Raw genomic sequence first — 23737 nt, 5'->3', positions numbered from 1 at the left:
CCCCATCCTGGGGCCCAGCGCTCGACGGGCATCCATGCCCGTCGCCTCCCTCCGCAAGACCTCCGCTCGGCCTCCTGACGTCGCAATTTGCGGTGTCTGATCTACCGTGCACTTAAAAGCCAAAGCCAAAGCCAGGGTTGCTGATCAACTACGAACGATATCAATGCCTTGACCCAGAGAGGGACAGGCATGAAAAAACCGCCACGAGGGCGGTTTTTCATGAAGCAGGTACGAATCAGAAACGGTAGGTGAGCGAAGCACCGATACCGTGTGCACTGTTCTCGTACTTGGCCTGGTAGCTGCCCTTCAAGGCCGCTTCCGTCGCCGAGTCCGGCAGGTTGTTGACCTTGGTGTCTTCTTCCCACAGGTAGGAATAGGCAACATCAATGGTCATGTCATCGTTCGGGCTCCAACCAGCACCAAAGCTGACCGCTTTTCGATCGCCGGTAGGAATGCGCGGCGAGCGATCGTGGTTGTTGGTAGGCGACTGGTCAACGGAGAAGCCTGCGCGCAGGGTCCACTCCTTGTTCACCTTGTAGGCCGCACCAATGGCGTGAGCCCAGGTGTCATGCCAGTTCTGCTCTTCGGTGATGGTCCGCAGCGGATAATTCGCAGGTGCATCGTTCTCGACAGTGATGTTTTCCAGACGGCTCCAGCGAGTCCAGGTGCTACCCGCGTACAGCGTCCAGTTGTCATCGAGTTCATGGGTGACCGAGAAGTCCACCGACTCTGGCGTCTTGATTTTCAAGCTGGCGTCAAATTTGCCGCTCAGACCCAGACGTGGAATCGGGTACGAAACGCGGGTATCGCCTTCAAGCTCGTAGTCGACCATCGAATGATAAGTCAGACCGAGGCGGGTACGGTCGGTGGCTTGAACGAGCACACCGATGTTGTAACCGACAGCAGTGTCGTCGCCCTTGATCTTGACTTCGCCATCAGGACCGTTGGGGCCCAGGAACGCCTTGCTGGCCAGGTTCGAGCCCAGCTCGCCCTTGATACGGTTGATGGTCGGGCCGAAACCGATCGATACCTTGTCATTGAAGGCATAGCTGACGGTTGGCTGGAAGGTGATGACCTCGACCTTGCTCTTCTTGCCCCAGTAGCGTGCTGCGTCATCGCTGCCGTAATCGGTAATCAGGCCGTATGGCACATAAACGCCGAAACCTACACTCCAATGGTCGTCGATCGGCTTGACGTAGAAGCCCATCGGCACACCAACAGTCGGCACCATGTCGCCATCGGTTTCCCCCCCGAAGTTGCTACCACGGCCCGAAATGTCAGTTTTAGCGATTACGGCTGCGCCACCTACCGTGACTTGTTCGCGCTTCAAGCGAGACATGCCGGCAGGGTTGCCATATACGGTGCTGGCATCATCGGCAGCGGAAGAACGACCCGCGAAACCTGTCCCCATGCCACTGACGCTCTGTTCGTTGAGGGCAAAACCGGCAGCGAACAGTTGGCTGGAAGCGAGAGCAACGGCTACGCCGAGGGAGGTTTTGAGCATTACTTTTTTCATTATTAGAAACTCCTTGGGATCTCCGGGGCGAAAAGCTACCAACAAATCACGCGCTGCGCTATAGCCTGAATCACAGGAGATAGAGCGGTTTTGTAGGACAATCCGACCAAAATTCCTTTTTTTCCGGCAATACTGTAGGACAGTTCTCAAGATACCTCTGGCAATTTCTGAGCAATGCACAACTGCCAGGCTTGGGTGAAGTCGCGCAGGCGACCTTGCGGGTGAAAAATCTGACGCCAGATACGCGCCTGGCCTAACAGATCGTCAGGGGCAGGCAGCGGGGTGGACTGGGCTTCGATGAGCATCCAGGCGATGGCGGTGGAATAGCGCAAGTTGACCGTCAGTTCTAGGTGCGGGCCGCCGAGAAACGCGTGCTGGCTCGCCAGGCCGCGTACCAGGCTGGCCAGTTCCGGATCACGGGCGAGGAAGTCGTCCCACACCGCCTGGTGCCGGCTTTCGCCGATGCGGTAGAGGCCGTGGCCACGGCGGTCCTGCAAGGCAGAGCCAAGCGCCGACTGGCTGGCGGCGATACCCAGAAGCAGGGCTTCGGCACTGGCGCAATGACGATTCAGGTAGACCAGGGTTGGTCGGATCACATACTGACACAATTCATTCGCCGCGATACCCATGATGCCCTCGAGCAGTAAAGGGCCGACGGGCGCTGGAGCTTGGCAGCTGGTGAATGATCAGGCCCGCCGGAAGCGGATAGAGCCGCTCGAGTTGAAGTGTAGTGTGATAAGCGTGGTGTAAAGAGCTGTTTTTAAATCGATTGCTGCCTGACGTCGAGTGCCATATGCCCTGTGGCAATTAGGCCAAGAACGATCAGGCAGCTTGCCTGCAGTGGCATTCAGCGGCTGAATGTCCGCGCATTCGCCGCTCACGCGGTGAGCGACTGGCGGGTCCGGGCGATCACAGCCTGCAGAGGTTCCGAGCGGTTGTACTGTTCGGGGTACAGGCGTTCGGTGTGGCAGGCGACGCCGTGTTCGTCTACCAGGGTGAAACTGAAATTGCCCTTGCGTGGGGCAGTGATAAGGCACTTCAACGGCGAGAAGGCCTGGGAGAGGGTGCCAATGGCAGCCTGAATCTGATGATGAGTTTGCATATTGTTGGAGGTTCCTGCTTTAAACACGGGGGATATGATCCGTGCATGATAGAAACGTTCCAGTGACGCCTTTATTAAGGGACGAACGAACCTGACTGGAACAGGGCAGCCAGAGAGAGCGCAATCAAAAGTGGGCGCTTGGGCTGACTGGTAGGTACTTCAGAGGGCAGGCAATATCCCGGGGCCAAGGTTCTAGGCCATCCGGAATTGAATCCTGATCAATCTGTGACGTGATTCGTGCTTGAACAGCGCGAGGCTGGCGAGTGAATCATCGAAAGGGCCGGTCCTGGTGTCAGCAGTGAAGCTCTTGGGGGGAGCAGGTCTGCAAGGACGCTTCTGGCCAGAATTGACTTTCAGCTTGGTACTAACGAGGCGCACCTTACCGGAACGCTGCAGGCTTTGCAAGCGTTGTCACGTTTCTTCAGGCGAGCCGCGCAGTATGGCGTTTCTTTAGCGTTGTGGGAAGAGGGGTAATGGGCTGCCAATCGCGAGGATGCGCTGATTTCGTGCATCCGAATGCAGGTTTTCGGTGCACTTGTGCACATTCGAGGCGCGGTGTGTAACAGCGTGGCAACAGCCCCGAATCCGCTCGCCAATGCCTTGACTGGCACCTTAAGTCAATGAAAAAAAACACTAATTTTTGCTGGTGAAAAAATCGTCAGTTTGACTGTAAGCCCCATTTCATGGGGGTTTGCAGGGTACTTTAGGGGGTTGTCCACCGAGTTATCCACAGGAACTGTGGATTGTCCCGAGCGCTTGCTCTAGAACGGGCGTGCCAGCAAATCATCGAACTGTCGGACAATCATCAGGCATCTGCCGACTGCTGAGTCACCCGTTTGAAACCGTCAAGAAAAGATCAGAGAAATTTTTTTTCAATCCTCCGGAAATCGACAGGTCATGCCGTAAAAAAAAGGGTAGAGTGGCGCGCCTTTCGAGTTGCCTTCTCTGTTGCTCATGAAGTTTCGCGGTAAACATCTCGCCAGTCCTGTCATTTCGTCGTCTGCGCCTGCCCCCAAGCGTTTTTCGCTGAAAGTAGCCCTTTGGCTGCTCGACAGCCCGCGTCTGGGCGATAAGCAACAGGTCAAGCACCTGGCCGGGCGCCTACTCAAGCAACCGGCGCGCCAGGGGGTGGTGGAGGCTCAGAGCCGCCTGGGGCAGATGCTGTGCCGCGATTGTGGCAACGCCCGTGACCGACGTATCGGACATGACCTGCTGCGCCAGGCGGCGCGGGCAGGGGATCGCCTGGCGCAACTGGAGTACGCGCGGCTGTGCCAGGCCAGTGAGCCGGAGCTGGCGCGCTACTGGTTGGAACTGGCGGCGGGGCAGGGGTCGCAGGAAGCGCGGCGGTTATTGAGGCAGTTGGCCCAAGCTTGAGTCTTGCGGCGCCTGTACCGGCCCTATCGCGGGCAAGCCCGCTCCTACAGGTACAACACGATCCTTGTAGGAGCGGGCTTGCCCGCGATAGGGCCGGTACAGGCGCCAGATCAAACAGGCTGATAAGCTGCACTCAATTTGCAACAGATCGATCGGGGTAAGCATGACAGTGGATCTGACCAGCATTCTGCTGGGCTTGGTGGCCGGCGCCTTGCCGTGCCTGGGTTGGGTCATGCATGTGCAGCGTCGCCAGGGTGCCCGGCAAGGCGAGCAGGCCTTGCTCGAAGAGCGCCTCAATGCCGCCCAGCTGACCCAGGCGGGCTTGCAGGCGCAACTGGAGGCCAGCCGCGACGAAGTCAGCGACCTCAGCGAAGCCAACACCGTCAAGCAGACCCAGCTGGCCGCCCAGGGGCGCGAACTGGAGCTGCTGCAGATCGACCGCGACAATGCCCGCGACGCCGCCCACGCCTGGCATCTGGAACGGGCCAACCGTGAAGCCGAGCTGCGTCGCCTGGAAGCCCAGACTGCGCGCCTTGAGGCCGAGCTGCGCGAGCAGCAGGACAGCCACCAGCAGCGTCTGGAAGACCTGCAGGAAGCACGCGACACCCTGCGCGCGCAGTTCGCCGACCTGGCCACGAAAATCTTCGACGAGCGCGAGCAGCGCTTCGCCCAGACCAGCCAACAACACCTGGGTCAGTTGCTTGACCCGCTCAAGGAGCGCATCCAGGCCTTCGAAAAGCGCGTCGAGGAGAGCTACCAGCAGGAGGCCCGTGAGCGCTTCTCGCTGGGCAAGGAGCTGGAGCGCCTGCAGCAGCTCAACCTGCGCTTGTCCGACGAAGCCACCAACCTCACCCAGGCGCTCAAGGGCCAGAAGACCCAGGGCAACTGGGGCGAACTGATCCTCGAACGGGTGCTGGAGCACGCCGGCCTGGAAAAGGGCCGCGAATACCAGACCCAGGTCAGCCTCAAGAGCGCCGAGGGCGAGCGCTACCAACCTGACGTGTTGATCATGCTGCCCGGCGACAAGCAGGTGGTGGTCGATGCCAAGGTCAGCCTGACCGCCTACCAGCAGTACGTCAGCAGCAACGATGAGAACGCGCTGAAACAGCACGTACAGTCGCTGCGCAACCATGTCAAAGGCTTGTCCAGCAAGGACTACAACCGCCTCGAAGGCTTGCACAGCCTGGATTTCGTATTGCTGTTCGTGCCCATCGAGGCGGCGTTCTCGGCGGCCCTGCAAGCCGAGCCCAACCTGTTCCAGGAAGCCTTCGACCGGCAGATTGTGATCGTCAGTCCGACCACCTTGCTCGCCACCCTGCGGGTGATCGACAGCTTGTGGAAGCAGGAGCGTCAGGGCCAGAACGCGCGCGAGATCGCCGAGCGCGCCGGTTGGCTGTATGACAAGTTCGTGTTGTTCATCCAGGACCTGGACGAACTGGGTACGCGCTTGCAGCAGGTCGACAAGGCCTATGCCGCAGCGCGTAACAAATTGTGCGAGGGGCGCGGCAACCTGGTCAGCCGCAGCGAACAGCTCAAGCTGCTGGGCGCCCGGGCCAGCAAGAGCCTGCCGGCCGAGCTGCTGGAGCGGGCGTTGTCCGATGAGGCGATGGCGGACGCTGCGCTTACTGCACCAGGCTCAGATGGCGATTGAGCAGGGCGCGCAGGGCCGCCGGCTTGACCGGCTTGGCCAGGTAATCCAGGCCTGCGGCATGCACCGTGGCCAGGGTTTCCTTGCTGCCATCGGCACTGATCACCACGCCCGGCACGGGCTCGCCCAGGCGAGCCCGTAGCCAGCCCATCAGCCCGGTGCCGGTTTCACCGTCATCCAGGTGGTAGTCCACCAGCGCCAGGTGCGGGCGCATACCCTTCTCCAGCAGTGCTTCGCACTCGGTGCGATTGCGCGCCGTCCACACCTGGCAGCCCCAGCGGCTGAGCAGGCTGTTCATGCCGATCAGGATGCTGTCTTCGTTGTCGATGCACAGCACCTGCAGACCGGCCAGCGGCTGGCTGGCCTGTTCCAGCGGCGCGCTTGGCGCTGCCGCTGGCTGGCGAGCGATCGGCACCTTGACGCGGAACACCGTGCCCTTGCCCGGCCAGGAGCGCACCTCGAGGGGGTGGCCCAACACCCGGCACAAGCCATCGGCGATCGCCAGCCCCAGCCCCAGGCCTTTTTCGGCGCGGGTCTGGTGGCTGTCCAGGCGCTTGAACTCCTGGAATATCACTTGCAGCTTGTCGTCGGCGATGCCTGGGCCACGGTCCCAGACTTCCAGCCACAAGTGCTCGCCCTGACGGCGAACACCCAGCAGGAGCGGGCTCTTGCCGTAACGCAGGGCATTGGTCAGGAAGTTCTGCAGCACCCGGCGCAGCAGTTTCATGTCGCTGTCGACGCGCAAGCGGCTGCCGTGCAGGCGGAACTCCAGGCCCTTCTCGGCGGCCAGCAGCTTGAACTCGGCGCCGAGGGTGTCAAACAGCTCGTTGAGGGCGAACGGCTTGGCGTCCGGGGTGATCTTGCCGTTCTCCAGGCGCGAAATATCCAGCAGGTCGCTGATCAGCTCTTCGGCCGAGCGCAGCGAACTGTCCATGTGCTGGACCAGTTGCTGGGCTTCCTCGTTCAGGCCTTCGGCCTGTTGCGACAGGGCGGCGGAGAACAGCCGCGCGGCGTTGAGCGGTTGCATCAGGTCGTGGCTGACTGCCGCCAGGAAGCGGGTTTTCGACTTGCTGACCGCTTCGGCCTGGCTCTTGGCCTCCGACAGTGCCTGGTTCAGTTGCGACAGCTCGTGAGTCCGTTCGGCCACGCGCTGCTCCAGCCCCTCGTTGGAATCGCGCAATGCCTGCTCGGCCTCGCGGAACGGGGTGATGTCGGTGAAACTCATGACGAAGCCGCCACCGGGCATCGGGTTGCCGATCAACTCGATCACCCGGCCGTTGGGGAACAGCCGCTCGGAGGAGTGCGCACGGCCCTGGCGCATCCAGTGCAGGCGCCGCGCCACATGCACTTGCGCCTCGCCCGGGCCGCACAGACCGCGCTCGGCGTTGTAGCGGATGATGTCGGCGATTGGCCGGCCGACGCTGATCAGCCCGTCGGGGTAGTTGAACAGCTCCAGGTAACGGCGATTCCAGGCCACCAGGTGCAGGTTCTGGTCGACCACGCTGATGCCCTGGTTGATGTTTTCGATGGCCCCTTGCAGCAGCGCGCGGTTGAACTGCAGCACCTCGCTGGCTTCGTCGGCGATGCGCACCACGTCTTCGAGCTGCATGTCGCGGCCTTCGATGGCCGCCTTGACCACGGCGCGGGTCGAGGAGGTGCCGAGTACGCCAGCGAGCAGCCGTTCGGTGTGTTCGATCCAGTCGCCGTCGGCATTCTGGTTGGGGTTGAAGCCTTTGCCCTGGCGGTAGGCGAAGCGGATGAAGCTCTGCCGCGCGCGCTCTTCACCGACGAAGCGCGAGGCCAATGTCAGCAGGTCGTCTATCTGAACCGCCAGCAGCGGCTTGCTGTTGGGCCGGGCACTGGTCTGCTGGCCAATGAAGCGCCCGGCCTGCCAGTGCTCCGACACGCGGGTGCGTGACAGCATCGAGACCCAGACGAACAGGGTGAAGTTGCCGGCCAGCGAAAGCACCACACCTTGGGTGAGCGGTGTGATGGGAAGATTCAGTGGGTTGCCGTGCAGCCATGCAAGGCCGGGGAACAGCTCCAGCGACCAGCCCAGGCTGTGGGCGGTGATGGGCAGCACCAGGGTGTAGAACCACAGGAAAATGCCCGCCGCCAGGCCTGCGAACACGCCGCGGCGGTTGGCCTGCTTCCAGTACAGCGCGCCGAGCATGGCGGGGGTGAGCTGGGTCACGGCGGCAAAGGCGATCTGGCCGATGGTCGCGAGGCTTGCGGTGGAGCCGAGCAGGCGATAGCTGACGTAGGCCAGCAACAGGATGGCCACGATGGTCACCCGGCGTACCGACAGCATCCAGTGGCGGAAGGCCTCGAACGGCCGTTCGGCATTGTTGCGGCGCAGCAGCCATGGCAGCAGCATGTCGTTGGAGACCATGGTCGACAGCGCCACGGCCTCGACGATGACCATGCCGGTGGCGGCCGAGGCGCCACCGATGAAGGCCAGCAGCGCCAGGCTCGGATGTGCCTCGGCCAACGGCAGGCTGATCACGAAGGAGTCGGATATCACCGTGCCGGGCAGCAGCATCTGGCCGGCCAGGGCAATGGGCACCACGAACAGCGCGGCCAGCGCCAGGTACATCGGGAATACCCAGCGCGCCAGGCGCATGTCCTGCGGTTCGATGTTCTCCACCACGGTCACGTGGAACTGCCGTGGCAGGCAGATGATTGCCATCATCGCCACGGCCGTCTGCACCACCATCGACGGCCAGTTGATGGTTTCATGCCAGTAGCTGTCGAGCTGCACCGACTGGCGTGCCTGGGTCAGCAGATCGTCGAAGCCGTCGTACAGGTTGAACACCACGAACACGCCGACGGCGAGGAAGGCCAGCAACTTGATCATCGATTCGAAAGCAATCGCCAGGACCATGCCCCGGTGGTGTTCGGTCACGTCCAGGCTGCGTGTGCCGAAGACGATGGCGAACAGCGCCAGCACCAGCGACACCACCAGCGCGGTGTCCTGCACGCGGGTGCCGGTGGCATCGGCATTGGCGCCGATCAGCAGGTTGACGCCAAGCACGATGCCCTTGAGCTGCAAGGCGATGTACGGCAGCACGCCGACCAGGCAGATCAGCGCCACCACCACGGCTAATGTCTGGGACTTGCCGTAGCGCGCGGCGATGAAGTCGGCGATGGAGGTGATGTTCTGCTGCTTGCTGATCAGCACCATCTTCTGCAGCACCCAGGGCGCGAAGATCAGCAGCAGGATCGGCCCGAGGTAGATTGGCAGGAACGCCCACAACTGTTCGGCGGCCTGGCCGACCGCGCCGAAGAAGGTCCAGCTGGTGCAGTACACCGCCAACGACAGGCTATACACCCAGGCACGCAGCCGCGGCGGCAACGGTGTGCTGCGGCGGTCGCCGTAGAAGGCGATGGCGAACATGATGGCCATATAGGCCAGGGCGACCACGGCGATCAGCCCGCTGGACAACGACATGAAAACTCCGGAGCAAAAAAAGGTAACGCGGTCCCGATCAGTCAGTCTGGCACGCGAGCGCCGGTTCGTCAGCGCCGACGATGGTAGCAGTGGCGAGTCGTCGCAGGCGCTTCTGGCCCTATCCCCGGCAAGCCGGCTCCCACAGGGATATCACAGGCCTTGAGGGCAGTGGATTACCGGTGGGAGCCGGCTTGCCGGCGATAGGGCCGGTACAGCCAACATCACTGCTTGCGCGTACCCAGCCAATAAAACACCCCCGCCAGTATCACCGACATCACCAGCAGGTAGAAAATCGCACCCGGCCACCACTGCGTCAGGGCAAACCCCACCATCACCGGCCCCAGCGCCGCCCCCAGGTTGGACAGGTTCTGCGCCCCGTAATACACCCCGCGCAGAGGCTCCGGTGCAATAAGGTCGATGAACATGTACTCGGCCGGAATCACGATGATCTCGCCCAGGGTGAATACCAGCATGGCCAGGCACCAGGCCAGCACCGACCCGGCCAGCGCGAAGCCCAGTAGCCCGGCGATGAACAAGGCCATGCCGGCCAGCAGCCAGGGCATCAGGCGCTGGCGGCTGATGCGCCTGCCGATCAGGTACTGCAAGGCGATAACCGTGACAGCGTTGGTCGTCACCAGATAGCCCACCAGACGCGCCGCTTCGCTGGCGCTGGTGGTCACCACCAGGTACTGCGACAGGTAGGCGGTGAACTGGCCGAACACCACGGCACTGAGCACGCCACCCAGGGTAAAGCACACCAGCCGCCGGTCGCCCGCAAGGCCCAGTGCTACCTGGCCGAACCCGGCGCCCGGCTGCGCCTGCAGGCTGGCCTGCAGCCCGCGATCGCCCAGGCGCCAGTAGGCCATGCACATGCCCAGGCCGATCAGCGCCGAGGCAATGAAAGGCAGGTGGTCGTTCAGCTCCAGCATGGCAACGCCCAGCAGAGGGCCGAGGGCATAACCGACATTGCTCAAGGTGTACTTGATGGCGAACACCTCGGCCCGTTGTTCCACCGCAAGCAGGGCGCAGAAGCCGGCCTTGGCGGCGATGTCGACCACCGCCAAAGTCAGGTTGATCAGCACCAGGCACAAGAAGAACGCCAATGCCGAGCGACTGGCGATGGCGGCGGCGAAGGCCAGGGCGAACAGTAGCGTGCTGGCGCTGATCAGGGTGTGGTTGGGCAGGGTATCGACCAGGTGCCCGCCATACAGGCTCAGCAACGAGGCGACGATCAGTGCGCCGCCGATCAGCAGGCCGATATGGCTGACCGAGAGCTGAAAGTTGTCGGCCAGGTAGACCACCAGGTAGGGCAGGGTGAGGGCGCGAGCCAGGGTCAAGGTGAAGGTGGTTGCCAACAACAGGCGTACCGCTGCGGGGTAGTGCTTCAGGGCGGCGAGCATTGCCACGTCCTTGTCGAGGGAGAGTGCCGATGCTGAGCATATGACATCGTGGGGGCTGCTGCGCAGCCTATCGCCGCCAAGCCGGCTCCCCCAGAGGGGGTGTGCAGTACCTTGTGGGAGCCGGCTTGCCGGCGATTGGGGCCCCAGATGCGATGTTCAATGGGAGGCGTCAATCAATTCGAAGCGGGCAGTCTGCAGGTGCTCGGAATCAAGCCCCACCATCACATCGAATTCACCAGGTTCAGCGCCCCACTGCAATTGCGGATTAAAGAAAGCCAGCGAGGACTCATCGATGTCGAACGTGATTGATCGACTGGCGCCCGCCTCCAGCATGACCTTCTGAAATCCCTTCAGCTCCTTGAGTGGCCTGCTGACGGATGCACTGCGATCACGCAGATAAAGCTGCACTACGGTCTCGCCGTTTCGCTGCCCGGTATTGTTCACTTGTACCGTGACCTTGAGTGCGCCCCCGGCCAGCAGATGCGTGGTGGATAGCTGCACGGGTGACAGGCTGAAGTGGGTGTAGCTCAGGCCATGGCCGAAGGGATAGAGCGGCGTGTCGTCAATGTCGAAGTAGCGTGATCGGTACGCCGCGGGGCGCATGGGGTCATAGGGGCGACCGGTGTTCAGGCGATTGTAGTAGAGCGGGATCTGGCCAACGCTGCGGGCAAAGGTGACCGGCAGCTTGCCGGAGGGGTTGTATTCGCCCAGCAATACGTCGGCAATGGCATTACCGCCTTCGGTGCCGCTGAACCAGGTCAGCAGCACTGCATCAGCCAGCTGGCTTTCCTCGACGATGGTCAATGGGCGGCCGGTCATGAGCACCAGTACCAACGGCTTGCCCGTGCGTTTGAGCGCTCGCAACAGTTCGCGCTGCTGAGCGGGAAGCGCCAGGCTGGTTTTGCTGGCACCTTCATGGGACATGCCACGGGCTTCACCCAGGGCCGCCACGATGACATCGGCCTGGCGGGCTACGCTGACTGCTTCTGCTATCAGTGCGGATGGCGGCCGAGGGTCGAAGTTGACGGTGTTGTCGTCCAGCAAGGCGAACACCTGCGGGTCGTCTGTGATGTTGGCGCCCAGTGCGTACAACACGCTGGCGTTGTCGCCCATTGCCGATACCAGGCCCTGGCGCAGGCTGACGGCCTGCGAGGCCTGGCCGCTGGCGGGCCAGCTGCCGAGGATGTCTTGCCGGTTGTCCGCCAGAGGGCCGACAAGCGCAAGGGTGCCGTGCTTTGCCAGGGGGAGTAGCTGCTGGCGGTTTTTCAGCAGCACCAGTGAGCGGCGGGCGACGTCCCTGGCCTCGGCGCGGTGCAGGCGCTGCTCGGCATTTGGCTCGGGCGGGTCGTCTTGAGCGTTACCCAGACGGCGATAGGGATCTTCGAACAGGCCAAGGTCATACTTGGTTGCCAGCACCCGTCTGACTGCATCGTTCAGCATCCTCGGCGGTATCTCCCCACGCTCGATGAGTGCCTTGAGCGTTTCGCCAAAATAGCGATCGCTCATGCTCATCTGAGTGCCGGCTGCCAGCGCAGCTCGCGCGGCCTCGCTGCCGGTTGCGGCGATACCGTGTGCAAGCAGTTCTTCGACTGCACCGTGGTCACTGATCACCAGGCCAGGGTAGTACCACTGCTCGCGCAGGATATCCCGCAGCAGCCAGCGGTTGGCGCTGGCAGGGACGCCATTGAGGGTGGTCAGGGCGGTCATGACAGCACCCGCGCCGGCATCCAAAGCGGCGCGGTAAGGGGGCAGGTAGTCCTGGAGCAGCCGCTGGCGGCTCAGATCGACGGCATTGTAGTCGCGCCCACCTTCGACCGCGCCATAGGCGGCAAAATGCTTGACGCAGGCCATCAGGCTGTCGCGGGCACCTGGCTTTGGCCCCTGCAAGGCTGACGTCACCGTCGCGGCCGCGCGCGATGCTAGAAAGGTATCTTCACCGAACCCTTCGGAAATACGCCCCCAGCGAGGGTCCCGGCCGATATCCACCATCGGTGCAAAGGTCATGTCCAGGCCATCGGCGCTGGCTTCGATGGCGGCGATACGCGCGCTGGTGGCAATGGCCTGCAGGTCCCAGGTGGATGCCAGACCCAAGCCGATCGGGAAAAGGGTGCGCTGGCCATGCACCACATCCGCGGCGAAGAACAGCGGGATACCCAGGCGACTCTGGCGGATCGCCGTGTCCTGCAGCGTGCGCATTTGTGCGCGGGTGATGCCGGGCGCTGTGAACATGGCGCCCACCTCGCCCCGGGCCACGCTGGACAGTGCAGCCGGCGATGCGGGTACATTGCCCGCATAATTCATGCGCAACTGGCCGATCTTTTCAGGCAGGCTCATCCGCGCAAGCAGCCGATTGAGGAACTGCGCCTTGTCAACACGCTGGGTACTGCTCGAACCTGTGACCGAAGCATAGGCAAGCAGAATGGCCAACACCGCGACAGATGCCCTGGCATGGCGAACCCTGCTTGCAGCATTGCGGGTTTTCATCCTTGAACGTCCGGCACTGTGGATGTATCTAGCCTGAGGGTCGCGCTCGCGGCGGGCAACTGATAAAAATGCCAGTTGACTGCAGTGATGTGGCTTCGAAAGCGTTGCGCACAGTCTAAAAAGGCAACTGCCATCCTCGGTTCAACTCAGGTGCATGGACGATGAGTCACCCCTCGCAATTCACTTTGCTCGGCAAGCGGCGTTTCTTGCCGTTCTTCATCACCCAACTGCTGGGTGCCTTCAACGACAACCTGTTCAAGCAGTCGCTGATCCTGGCGATCCTGTTCAAGCTCAGCCTCGGCGACGGCGACCGCTCGATTTGGGTCAACCTTTGCGCGCTGCTGTTCATCCTGCCGTTTTTCCTGTTCTCGGCGCTGGGCGGGCAGTTTGGCGAGAAGTTCGCCAAGGACGCGCTGATCCGTGCGATCAAGCTGGCCGAAATCGCCATCATGGCGGTTGGCGCGCTCGGCTTCGTCACCGACCACCTGGCGCTGATGTTGCTGGCGCTGTTCGGCATGGGCACCCACTCGGCGCTGTTCGGTCCGGTGAAGTACTCGATACTGCCCCAGGCCTTACGTGAAGAAGAGCTGGTTGGTGGCAATGGCCTGGTGGAAATGGGCACCTTCCTCGCCATTCTGGCCGGCACCATTGGCGCCGGGGTAATGATGGCCAGTAGCAGCTACGCCACGATGGTGGCCGGCGGCGTGGTCGGCACCGCAGTGCTGGGCTACCTGGCCAGCCGCTGGATCCCCCGCGCCGCCGCGGCGTCGCCGCAGATGCGGCTGGACTGGAACATCTTCACGCAATCCTGGGCGATTCTGCGCATGGGGCTTGGGCAGACGCCGGCGGTGTCACGCTCGATCGTCGGCAACTCGTGGTTCTGGTTCGTCGGCGCTATCTACCTCACCCAGATCCCGGCCTACGCCAAGGACTGGCTGCATGGCGACAGCAGCGTGGTGACGCTGGTACTGACCCTGTTCTCGGTAGGCATCGCGCTGGGCTCTCTGTTGTGCGAACGCCTCAGTGGACGCAAGGTGGAAATCGGCCTGGTGCCGTTCGGCTCGTTCGGGCTGACCCTGTTCGGCTTGCTCTGGTGGTGGCATTCCGGCGATGTACCGGTGGCTGCGGCCCCTCACGATTGGCTGACGCTGCTGGGCATGAGCCAGGCCTGGTGGATTCTGCTGTCGATCATTGGCCTGGGGGTGTTCGGTGGCTTCTATATCGTGCCGCTGTATGCCCTGATCCAGGCACGCACCGCCGAGGACCAGCGGGCCCGGGTGATTGCCGCCAACAACATCCTCAACGCCTTGTTCATGGTGGTGTCGGCGCTCCTTACCATCGTCCTGCTGGGCCTGGCCGACCTGACCATCCCGCAGCTGTTCCTGGTGGTGTCGCTGCTCAATGTACTGGTCAACGCCTACATCTTCAGGATCGTGCCCGAGTTCACCATGCGCTTCCTGATCTGGCTGCTCAGCCATTCGATGTACCGCGTGGAGCATCGCGACCTCGAGCGCATCCCCGACGAAGGCGCGGCGCTGCTGGTGTGCAACCATGTTTCGTTCGTCGATGCGCTGCTGCTCGGTGGGGCGATTCGCCGGCCGATCCGTTTCGTCATGTACTACAAGATCTACAACCTGCCGGTGCTCAACTTCGTGTTCCGCACCGCTGGCGCCATCCCGATCGCCGGGCGCAGTGAAGACCCGGCCACCTACGAGCGCGCGTTCGCCCGCATCGCCGAGTACCTGGCGGCGGGGGAGGTGGTGTGCATCTTCCCGGAAGGCAAACTGACGGGCGACGGCGAGATCGATGTGTTCAAGGGCGGCGTCAACCGCATCCTCGAAGAAACCCCGGTGCCGGTGATTCCGCTGGCGCTGCAGGGGCTGTGGGGCAGCTTCTTCAGCCGTGACCCCGGCAAGGGCTTTTTCAAGCGGCTGTGGTCGCGGGTGACCATCGTGGCGGGCGCCGCCATTCCGGTGGAGGCGGCGCAGCCAGAGCTGTTGCGCGAGCAGGTCAGCCGCTTGCGCGGCGACTTGCGTTAGAGGGGGGTCAGCTGGCGCTGACTTTCAGGCCGATCAGGCCGGTGACGATCAGCGCCACACTGACCAGCCGCACCAGGGCCATGGACTCGCCGAACAGGATGATACCGGCGATCACCGTGCCGACGGCGCCGACCCCGGTCCAGATGGCGTAGGCGGTGCCCAGCGGCAGCTCTTTCATGGCCAGGCCCAGCAGGCCCAGGCTGATGACCATGGCGCCGACGGTGAGGATGGTCGGGAGCGGGCGGGTGAAGCCGTCGGTGTACTTGAGGCCGACCGCCCAGCCGACCTCGAACAGGCCGGCGAAGAACAGGATGATCCAGGACATATGAGTCTCCATCGTTTGAAAGATGGGGCCGTCCCCGGAAATGGTCACGCAGTGCGTCGTGAGGCCGTCCTCACAGTGGGCAATATAGTGCACATTTGCCGAATATTCGGCAAGTCTGTACCGGCCCTATCGCCGGCAAGCCGGCTCCCACAGGTACAGCACAAGCCTCAAGGGCAGTGATATTCCTGTGGGAGCCGGCTTGCCGGCGATAGGGCCAGAGCTGACAACATCAATGACGAGCTGGCTCGCCACTTTCAGCTTCAGGCGAAGGCGCTTCCATCCGCCGGAAACAGGTCGAAAGCAGCGCCCCGGAAATATTGTGCCAAACGCTGAACAGCGCACTGGGCACCGCCGCCAGCGGCGAAAAATGCGCCGCCGCCAAGGCCGCCCCCAACCCCGAATTCTGCATCCCCACCTCCAGCGCCAGCGATTTGCGCTGGGCCAGCGGCAACTTGCAGAGCTTCCCGGTGAGATAACCCAGCAGGTAGCCAAAGCTGTTGTGCAGCATCACCACCGCCATGATCAGCAGCCCCGATTCGGCGATCTTCGCCTGGCTGGCCGCCACCACCGCGCAGACGATCATGACGATGCTCACCACCGACACCAGAGGCAGCACCAGCACCGCCATCTGCACCCGCGTACCCAGCAGACGCTGGGCCAATACCCCGAGGATGATCGGCAGCATCACCAACTGCAGGATCGACCAGAACATGTCCATGAAGGACACTGGCAGCCAGGCCGAGGCCAGGAACCAGATCAGCGCCGGGGTCAGCAGCGGGGCCAGCAGGGTGGTGACCGCGGCGATCGCCACCGCCAGCGCCAGGTCGCCCTTGGACAGCCAGACCATCACGTTCGATGCCGTGCCGCTCGGGCAGCAGCCGACCAGGATCACGCCCACGGCGATTTCCGCCGGCAGGTGGAACAGTTGGCACAGCAGCCAAGCCACGCCCGGCATGATCACGAAGTGCGCCACCACCCCCAGTGCCACACGCCAGGGCTGGCGGGCGAGGGCGGCGAAGTCGTCGAGCTTGAGGGTCAGGCCCATGCCGAACATCACCAGGCCCAGCAATGGCACGATGGCTACCTTGAGGGCGATGAACCATTGCGGCTGCAGGAAGGCCAGGCAGGCGAACACCAGTACCCAGAGGGCGAAGGTGTTGCCGACGAAGCGGCTGAGGGCGGCGAGGGCGCGCATGGTAGAGATCCTTTTATAGTTGTTCCTCTGTGATTTTCACTGGCCCTATCGCCGGCAAGCCGGCTCCCACAGGGACAACACAGTCCGTTAACCCTGTGGCGTCCCTGTGGGAGCCGGCTTGCCGGCGATAGGGCCAGTGCTGACTCAGGATAACTTCCCGATCAGCACCGGTAGATCAGCAGATTCAGACCCCTTGCGGAATTTCTTCGCCACCCAGTGCCTCGAACAGCACCGGCAGGAACTCGCTGAAGGTCATCATCATCAGCAGGAAGCTGGCATCGAACTGCTGCGCGGCCTCATCGCCACCATCCTGTTCGGCCTGCTCCTGCAGCAGCTCTTCGAACTTCAGGCGCTTGATCACCATCTTGTCGTCGAGCACGAACGACAACTTGTCTTGCCAGGCCAAGGCCAGCTGGGTCACTACCTTGCCGGTGCTCAGGTGCAGCTGGATTTCCTCGCCGGTCAGGTCCTGGCGCTTGCAACGCACGATGCCGCCATCTTCGGCGGTGTCGCGCAGTTCGCATTCGTCCAGCACATAGAAGCCTTCGGCGGCTTGTTGCGACTTGACCCAGTCGGTCATGGTCGCGGTCGGGGCGATCTTCACCGTGGCCGGGCGCACGGGCAGCGAGCCCATCACTTCACGCAGGGTCGACAGCAGGTCTTCGGCGCGCTTGGCGCTGGCCGAGTTGACCAGGATCATCCCCAGGCGCGGGGCGATGGCGGCGAAGATCATCGAGCGGCGGATGAACGCACGCGGCAGGAAGGCCTGGATGATCTCGTCCTTGATCTGGTCGCGTTCCTTCTTGTAGACCTTGCGCATCTGCTCGGTCTCGATCTCTTCGACCTTCTCCTTCACCGCATCGTTGACCACGCTGCTGGGCAGGATGCGTTCTTCCTTGCGCGCGGCAATCAGCAGGAACTCGCCGCTGACGTGCACCAGGGGAGCGTCCTCGCCCTTGCCGAACGGTGCGACGAAGCCGTAGGTGGTCAGCTCCTGGCTGGCGCATGGGCGGGCCGGCTTGCTGGCCAGGGCAGCTTCCAGAGCTTCAGCCTCGAAGGGGACATCCTGGGTCAGGCGGTAGGTCAGCAGGTTCTTGAACCACATGGGGGGCAATCTCTCCTTAAGGCATAAGGCGGGCATTATTCTCCGTGCAGCCGCTGCAGGCCAGCCCTGTCATTGGGCCAGCAGCTGTATAGAGAGAAAGAAATGGGCGTCGAAGCTAGGTTGTTGAAAGGCCTGATAATTTTTTGAAAAACTTGAAAAAAGTGCTTGCCAGGCTAGCAGGCCCTCCGTAGAATGCGCGCCACACCGAGACGAAGGGTGATTAGCTCAGCCGGGAGAGCATCTGCCTTACAAGCAGAGGGTCGGCGGTTCGATCCCGTCATCACCCACCACTCGATGTATAGCGCAGCGGTAGTTCAGTCGGTTAGAATACCGGCCTGTCACGCCGGGGGTCGCGGGTTCGAGTCCCGTCCGCTGCGCCATATTCCACTTCCAGGGCCCACTGAACACCCGGAAGTAACAAAGAAAGCGACCTTAGGGTCGCTTTTTTTGTGTCTGAAATTCCAGTTTTTCGTAATTGGAAAAATAAGTTGTTCAATGACTTGCGGGGATGCTCATTCCTCCGTAGAATGCGCGCCTCACCGAGACGAAGGGTGATTAGCTCAGCCGGGAGAGCATCTGCCTTACAAGCAGAGGGTCGGCGGTTCGATCCCGTCATCACCCACCACTCGTTGATTAGCGCAGCGGTAGTTCAGTCGGTTAGAATACCGGCCTGTCACGCCGGGGGTCGCGGGTTCGAGTCCCGTCCGCTGCGCCATATTCCACTTCCAGGGCCCACTGAACACCCGGAAGTAACAAAAAAAGCGACCTTAGGGTCGCTTTTTTTGTTTCTGCGCTGGCCTCATCGCTGGCAAGCCAGCTCCCACAAGTACCCCACTGCTCTCAAGCACTGTGGTTTACCTGTGGGAGCCGGCTTGCCGGCGATTGGGCTGCAAAGCAGCCCCGCCAATCTCAGCGGCTACGCTCTTCTTCCCGCAACGTCAGCACCTCGACCCCATCCTCGGTCACCGCCACCGTATGCTCCCACTGCGCCGACAAGCAGTGGTCGCGGGTAATCACCGTCCAACCGTCGCGCAACGTCCGTGTCCCGCGGCCACCCTGGTTGATCATCGGCTCGATGGTAAACACCATCCCAGGCTTGAGCTTCATGCCCATGCCGCGCTGGCCGAAATGCAGCACCTCAGGGCCTTCGTGCATCTGCTGGCCAATGCCATGCCCGCAATACTCGCGCACCACGCTGTAGCCGGCCGCTTCGGCATGGGCCTGGATGGCATGACCAATGTCGCCCAGCGTCGCACCAGGGCGCACCTGGGCAATGCCTTTCCACAGTGCGTCGTAGGTGGTGTCGACCAGCCGCCGGGCCTCGTCACTGATTGGCCCGATCGCGTACATCTTCGACGAATCGGCGATGTAACCACCTTGTTCCAGGGTGATGTCGACATTGATGATGGAGCCTTCCTGCAACACTTCATCGACCTTGGGCATGCCGTGGCAAACCACATGGTCCACCGAGGTATTGAGCGAGTAGGGGAAGCCGTACTGGCCCTTGCTCGCCGGGCGGGCCTTGAGCGTGTCGACGATGAACGCCTCGGCGCGGTCATTGATCTGCATCGTGGTCACGCCGGGGCGGATGAAGCTGTCGAGGTCGGCGAATACGCGGGCCAATAGCTGCCCGGCGTTACGCATCAGGGCGAGTTGGGCGGGGGTCTTGAGGATCACTTGGGACATGGAATGCGGGTAGAAGCTCTTGCTGGAAATTGCCCCAGCATAGCGCCATGCGTCTTTGGCCTGCCACTGGATGGTGCGCGGGTAGTGCCGGCCCTATCGCCGGCAAGCCGGCTCCCACAGGTACAGCACCGCCCCTGAGGCATGTGCCATCCCTGTGGGAGCCGGCTTGCCGGCGATAGGGCCGCAACAGCTGGCCCACTAATTGCTGACACCCCCCCATCCCGGGCCCATCAACGTCGATAGCCCGCACACCTCACGACAAAGGCGCCGTGTTGCCCTGCTTGCCCTCTGCAAGCCAGGTCAGCCGGCGCCTTTTTGCGTTCCTGAAGGAGAGACCGCCCATGGCCAGCACTGAAGTACGCAGCGTCTGCCCCTATTGCGGCGTCGGTTGCGGCATCGTCATGAGCGTCGCCGAAGGCAAGGTCAGCAAGATCAGCGGTGACAAGCAGCACCCGAGCAACTTGGGTCGCTTATGTACCAAGGGCCTTACCGCCCACGTGCCGTTGACTGCCGCCGGCCGTATGGAAACCGCCTTCGTCCGCCAGCAGCGTGACCATGAGCCGGCGCGCAGCAACCTCGACCAGGCCATCAGCCAGGCCGCCGAGCGCCTGTGCGGCATCATCGACCAGCACGGCCCGGACGCCGTGGCGCTGTACGTTTCCGGGCAAATGTCGCTGGAGGCACAGTATCTGGCCAACAAGTTGGCCAAAGGGTTCATCCGCACTCGCCACATCGAGTCCAACTCGCGCTTGTGCATGGCCAGCGCCGGCACAGGCTACAAGCTGTCGCTAGGTGCCGACGGCCCGCCGGGCAGCTACCAGGATTTCGACCGCGCCGAGGTCTTCCTGGTGATCGGCGCAAACATGGCCGACTGCCATCCGATCCTGTTCCTGCGCCTGCTCGACCGGGTAAAGGCCGGCGCGAAACTGATCGTCGTCGACCCACGACGTACTGCCACCGCCGACAAGGCCGACCTGTTCCTGCAAGTGCGCCCTGGCAGCGACCTGGCGTTACTCAACGGCCTGCTGCACCTCTTGCACCGCAATGGCCACACCCACCCCGAGTTCATCGCCAACCACACCGAAGGCTGGGATGAACTGCCGGCCTTTCTCGACGATTACCCCCCTGAACGCGTGGCCGCGATCACCGGGTTGAGCGAAGCCGAAATCCGCCAGGCCGCCGAGTGGCTCGGTACGGCCGGTGAGTGGATGAGTTGCTGGACCATGGGTCTGAACCAGAGCGTCCACGGCACCTGGCACAGCAATGCGCTGTGCAACCTGCACCTGGCCACCGGGGCCATCTGCCGCCCCGGCAGCGGCCCGTTCTCGCTGACCGGTCAGCCCAATGCCATGGGCGGTCGCGAAATGGGTTACATGGGGCCGGGCCTGCCGGGCCAGCGTTCGGCCCTGGTGGCGGCAGACCGTCGCTTCGTCGAGGCGCAGTGGGGCCTGGCCCCCGGCAGCCTGCGGGCTGAAGGCGGAGAAGGCACGGTGGCATTGTTCGAGCAGATGAAGGCCGGGGAGGTGAAAGCCTGCTGGATCATCTGCAGCAACCCGGTGGCCAGTGTCGCTAACCGCCAGCAGGTGATCGACGGCCTGCGCCAGGCTGAGCTGGTGATTACCCAGGACGCCTTCCTCGACACCGAGACCAATCGCTTCGCCGATATCCTCCTGCCTGCCGCGCTGTGGGCCGAAGGCGAGGGCGTGATGATCAACAGCGAGCGCAACCTGACGCTGATGCCGCGCGCCGTCGAGGCGCCGGGGCAAAGCCTGCCCGACTGGCAGATCATCGCCAGGGTGGCGCGTGCCATGGGCTTTGCCGATGCCTTCGATTACCCCGACGCCGAGGCCGTGTTCGATGAGATCCGCCGTTTCAACAATCCGCAGACCGGCTATGACTTGCGCGGCATCAGCTACGCCCAGTTGCGCGACAAGCCTCACCAGTGGCCCAGCGAACCGGGCCGCAGCAACGACCGCAGCCCGGTGCGCTACTGCGCCGAGGGTGCCCTGTCGACGTTGACGTTCCCAACGCCCAGTGGCAAGGCGCGCTTCTTCGCCCGACCCTGGCTGCCTGCCCCCGAACTGCCCGACGCCGACTACCCGCTGGTGCTCAACACCGGCCGCGTGCAACACCAATGGCACACCCTGACCAAGACCGGCAAGGTGCCGGCGCTGAACAAGCTGGAGCCCGGCCCTTTTGTCGAATTGCATCCCGAGGATGCCGAACGCCTGGGCATCCACGACAAGGACCAGGTGGCCATCCGTTCGCGACGTGGCCAGGCGGTGCTGCCGGCGCGGGTCAGTGACCGGGTCATGCCCGGCAATTGCTTTGCCCCGTTCCACTGGAACGATGTGATCGGCGAGCAGCTGGCGATCAATGCCGTGACCTGTGATGCAGTCGACCCGCTGTCGCTGCAGCCGGCTTTCAAACACTGCGCCGTGGCCCTGGAGCGGGTCGCCGGCGAACGCATCGACGCCCTTGAGCTGGGCGCCGCCACACACGCTTCGGAGCCTGCCCGCATGCCGACCGCGACCCTGTCCCGCCTGCTTGGCCTGGATGCCTTGCCAGCCCCGGTGCTGGCCGAAGATGAACGCCACTACCTGCAGGGCTTTCTACTTGGTCTTGAGCAGACGCGCGCCGAAGGTGTACCGAGCTTGCCGGCCAGTGCGCCGTTGGCCGCTGCCCGACGCTTGTTCGTCGACGGGCTGCTGGCCGGGCTGTTCGCACAACCGGGCGGGGCACCGGCCCTGCTCGCCGAGGCGCCGCGTCACCAGGTGCTGTGGGCCTCGCAGACCGGCAATGGCGAGGCGCTGGCCGAGCGCTGTGCCGAGCGTTTGCGTGGCGCGGGTCTGGAGGTTCAGCTCCGTTGCCTGGAGGCGGTCAGTCCTCAGCAGTTGCAAGGTGCGGCGAGCATCGTGGTGATTGCCAGCACCTTTGGTGATGGCGACGCGCCGGACAGCGGCGCAGCGTTCTGGCAGGCGCTGCAGGGCGAGGCGGGCGTCGTTTGCGGGGCGTTGCCCTATGCCGTGCTGGCCCTGGGCGACTCCAGCTACGACCAGTTCTGCGGCTTCGGCCGCAAGCTCGACCAGCGCCTGGCCGAGTTGGGAGGGCGGCGCCTGTTGCCGCGTGTCGATTGCGAGCCGGATTATGATGCGGCTTTCGCCACCTGGCTCGATGCCTTGCTGCCCGCGCTGGGCGCGGCCGCCGCCACGGCACCTGCCGGCGAGCCTGCCGTCCGCTACAGCAGGCAACGTCCCTTCACCGCCCGTCTGCTGGAAAACCGCGTGCTCAATGGGCCAGGCGCCAGCAAGGAGACCCGTCAACTGGTATTCGACTTGTCCGGCAGCGGGTTCAGCTATGCAGCCGGTGACGCCCTTGGCGTGTGGCCGCGCAACTGCCCGGCGTTGGTCGAAGAGCTGCTGACCCTGATGCAGCTCGACGGCCAGACCATTGTCGAACTCAAGGGCGAGCCTGCAATGCCGCTGGCCATCGCCCTGCAAACGCACCTGGAAATCGCCAAGGTGACCCCGCAGCAATTGCAGGCCTTCAGCGCGCAGGCCGGCGATCTGCAACGCCTGTTGCAACCGGAGTGCAAGGCACAGTTGCAGGCGTGGTTGTGGGGCCGGCAACTGGTCGATGTACTGCGCGCGTTCCCCCAGCAGCTGCCGCTGGCCGCCTGGCTTGCCCTGCTCAAGCCCTTGCAGCCGCGTCTGTATTCGATCAGTTCCAGCCCGCGGGCTCACCCGCAGCAAGTGCACCTGACCGTTTCCACTGTGCGCTATGGCGAGCGCAAAGGGGTGTGTTCGAGCTTTCTTGCGGATCGTGCGCTTGAGGTGGCGATCTTCCCGCAAGTGTCGAAGCATTTTCGCCTGCCCGAAGACGACAGCGCGCCGGTGATCATGGTGGGGCCTGGCACCGGCATCGCGCCGTTCCGGGCCTTCCTCGAAGAGCGTGAGGCGCGGGGGGCGACAGGGGGCAACTGGCTGTTCTTCGGCGAGCAGTACGCGGCCACTGATTTCTATTATCGGGAGCAGTTGCAGGCCTGGCAGGCGTCGGGGCATTTGCGGCTGGACACGGCATTTTCCCGTGACCAGGCCGAGAAGATCTACGTGCAGCAGCGCCTGCGTGAGCAGGGCGCAGAGGTGTGGCAGTGGTTGGAGGCGGGGGCCTGCTTCTATGTGTGTGGCGATGCCCAGCGCATGGCCAAGGATGTGGATGCGGCGCTGCGCGAGATCATTGCCGAGCACGGGGGCGTGGATGCCGATGCCTACATGGATACGCTGAGCAAGGCCAAGCGTTATCGGCGCGATGTGTACTGAAGTGCCCCAGGATGGGGAGCCCTGCACCTTGAATGTGCGTTGTCTGGGCTGGCCCCATCGCTGGCAAGCCAGCTCCTACCGTTACAGCACTGC

14 protein-coding genes and 4 tRNA genes are annotated in these 23737 nt (G+C 63.2%); 8 read left to right on the top strand and 10 right to left on the bottom strand.

Translation table 11 applies throughout. The features are described from left to right. Window positions 1-235: 235 nt before the first annotated feature. The 3 genes from ACIPZB_RS20430 to ACIPZB_RS20420 form a co-directional block, all read right to left on the bottom strand. Window positions 236-1516, bottom strand: coding sequence for an OmpP1/FadL family transporter (locus ACIPZB_RS20430; RefSeq protein WP_400642347.1), 1281 nt, complete (start codon window positions 1514-1516; stop codon window positions 236-238). A 146-nt stretch (window positions 1517-1662) separates the two neighbouring features. Next, complete coding sequence (locus tag ACIPZB_RS20425; RefSeq protein WP_400642346.1) at window positions 1663-2145, bottom strand: hypothetical protein; 483 nt, start codon at window positions 2143-2145, stop codon at window positions 1663-1665. 248 nt (window positions 2146-2393) lie between these two features. Next, window positions 2394-2618 carry a hypothetical protein gene (locus ACIPZB_RS20420; protein ID WP_103449531.1) on the bottom strand — a complete coding sequence of 75 codons (225 nt, stop codon included), beginning with the start codon at window positions 2616-2618 and terminating at the stop codon, window positions 2394-2396. A 954-nt stretch (window positions 2619-3572) separates the two neighbouring features. Between ACIPZB_RS20420 and ACIPZB_RS20415 the strand changes: the two genes are divergently transcribed. Both ACIPZB_RS20415 and rmuC read left to right on the top strand, forming a co-directional pair. Next, window positions 3573-3992, top strand: coding sequence for a tetratricopeptide repeat protein (locus tag ACIPZB_RS20415; protein WP_400642345.1), 420 nt, complete (start codon window positions 3573-3575; stop codon window positions 3990-3992). 277 nt (window positions 3993-4269) lie between these two features. Next, entirely contained in the window at window positions 4270-5643 is a 1374-nt protein-coding gene (gene rmuC, locus ACIPZB_RS20410) for a DNA recombination protein RmuC (RefSeq protein ID WP_400642352.1), read from the top strand. Here the strand turns inward: rmuC and ACIPZB_RS20405 are convergent. From ACIPZB_RS20405 to bglX, 3 genes are all read right to left on the bottom strand, one after another. Then, window positions 5615-9091: a NahK/ErcS family hybrid sensor histidine kinase/response regulator gene (locus ACIPZB_RS20405; RefSeq protein ID WP_400642344.1), complete on the bottom strand. Its 3477-nt coding sequence runs from the start codon at window positions 9089-9091 to the stop codon at window positions 5615-5617. The two genes, rmuC and ACIPZB_RS20405, sit on opposite strands and share 29 nt — an antisense overlap. Window positions 9092-9312: 221 nt before the next feature. Next, entirely contained in the window at window positions 9313-10491 is a 1179-nt protein-coding gene (locus ACIPZB_RS20400) for an MFS transporter (RefSeq protein WP_400642343.1), read from the bottom strand. 156 nt (window positions 10492-10647) lie between these two features. Then, entirely contained in the window at window positions 10648-12975 is a 2328-nt protein-coding gene (gene bglX, locus ACIPZB_RS20395) for a beta-glucosidase BglX (RefSeq protein ID WP_400642342.1), read from the bottom strand. Window positions 12976-13136: 161 nt separating this feature from the next. Between bglX and ACIPZB_RS20390 the strand changes: the two genes are divergently transcribed. Then, window positions 13137-15014: a 1-acyl-sn-glycerol-3-phosphate acyltransferase gene (locus ACIPZB_RS20390; protein WP_400642341.1), complete on the top strand. Its 1878-nt coding sequence runs from the start codon at window positions 13137-13139 to the stop codon at window positions 15012-15014. Between the two features lie 7 nt (window positions 15015-15021). Here the strand turns inward: ACIPZB_RS20390 and sugE are convergent, their stop codons facing one another. The 3 genes from sugE to rdgC form a co-directional block, all read right to left on the bottom strand. After that, window positions 15022-15339 (bottom strand): quaternary ammonium compound efflux SMR transporter SugE, encoded by a 318-nt coding sequence (sugE, locus tag ACIPZB_RS20385; protein WP_400642340.1) that lies wholly within the window; start codon window positions 15337-15339, stop codon window positions 15022-15024. A gap of 229 nt (window positions 15340-15568) precedes the next feature. Beyond that, on the bottom strand, window positions 15569-16534 hold the full coding sequence (locus ACIPZB_RS20380) for a bile acid:sodium symporter family protein (RefSeq protein ID WP_400642338.1): 966 nt from the start codon (window positions 16532-16534) through the stop codon (window positions 15569-15571). Between the two features lie 184 nt (window positions 16535-16718). Continuing rightward, window positions 16719-17639 (bottom strand): recombination-associated protein RdgC, encoded by a 921-nt coding sequence (gene rdgC / locus ACIPZB_RS20375; RefSeq protein ID WP_008098477.1) that lies wholly within the window; start codon window positions 17637-17639, stop codon window positions 16719-16721. Window positions 17640-17853: 214 nt separating this feature from the next. On the opposite strand from rdgC, the gene ACIPZB_RS20370 reads away from it, so the two are divergent. The 4 genes from ACIPZB_RS20370 to ACIPZB_RS20355 all read left to right on the top strand — a co-directional run bounded on the left by ACIPZB_RS20370 (window position 17854) and on the right by ACIPZB_RS20355 (window position 18354). Then, window positions 17854-17929: transfer RNA gene (locus tag ACIPZB_RS20370), tRNA-Val, on the top strand. A gap of 13 nt (window positions 17930-17942) precedes the next feature. Continuing rightward, a tRNA-Asp gene (locus tag ACIPZB_RS20365) sits at window positions 17943-18019 on the top strand. A gap of 169 nt (window positions 18020-18188) precedes the next feature. Beyond that, window positions 18189-18264 (top strand) — tRNA-Val (locus tag ACIPZB_RS20360). 13 nt (window positions 18265-18277) lie between these two features. After that, window positions 18278-18354 (top strand) — tRNA-Asp (locus ACIPZB_RS20355). A 194-nt stretch (window positions 18355-18548) separates the two neighbouring features. Here ACIPZB_RS20355 and map read toward each other — a convergent pair. Next, window positions 18549-19325 (bottom strand): type I methionyl aminopeptidase, encoded by a 777-nt coding sequence (gene map / locus ACIPZB_RS20350; protein WP_400642337.1) that lies wholly within the window; start codon window positions 19323-19325, stop codon window positions 18549-18551. 341 nt (window positions 19326-19666) lie between these two features. Here map and ACIPZB_RS20345 point away from each other — a divergent pair, with 341 nt between their 5' ends. Next, window positions 19667-23644, top strand: coding sequence for a molybdopterin-dependent oxidoreductase (locus ACIPZB_RS20345; protein WP_400642336.1), 3978 nt, complete (start codon window positions 19667-19669; stop codon window positions 23642-23644). The last annotated feature ends 93 nt before the right edge of the window (window positions 23645-23737 follow it).

The sequence above is a fragment of the Pseudomonas sp. NPDC089396 genome (assembly GCF_044749545.1).
Lineage (GTDB): Bacteria > Pseudomonadota > Gammaproteobacteria > Pseudomonadales > Pseudomonadaceae > Aquipseudomonas.
Note: the sequence above shows the minus strand (reverse complement) of the source record. Positions and strands in the feature narration are given on the sequence as shown.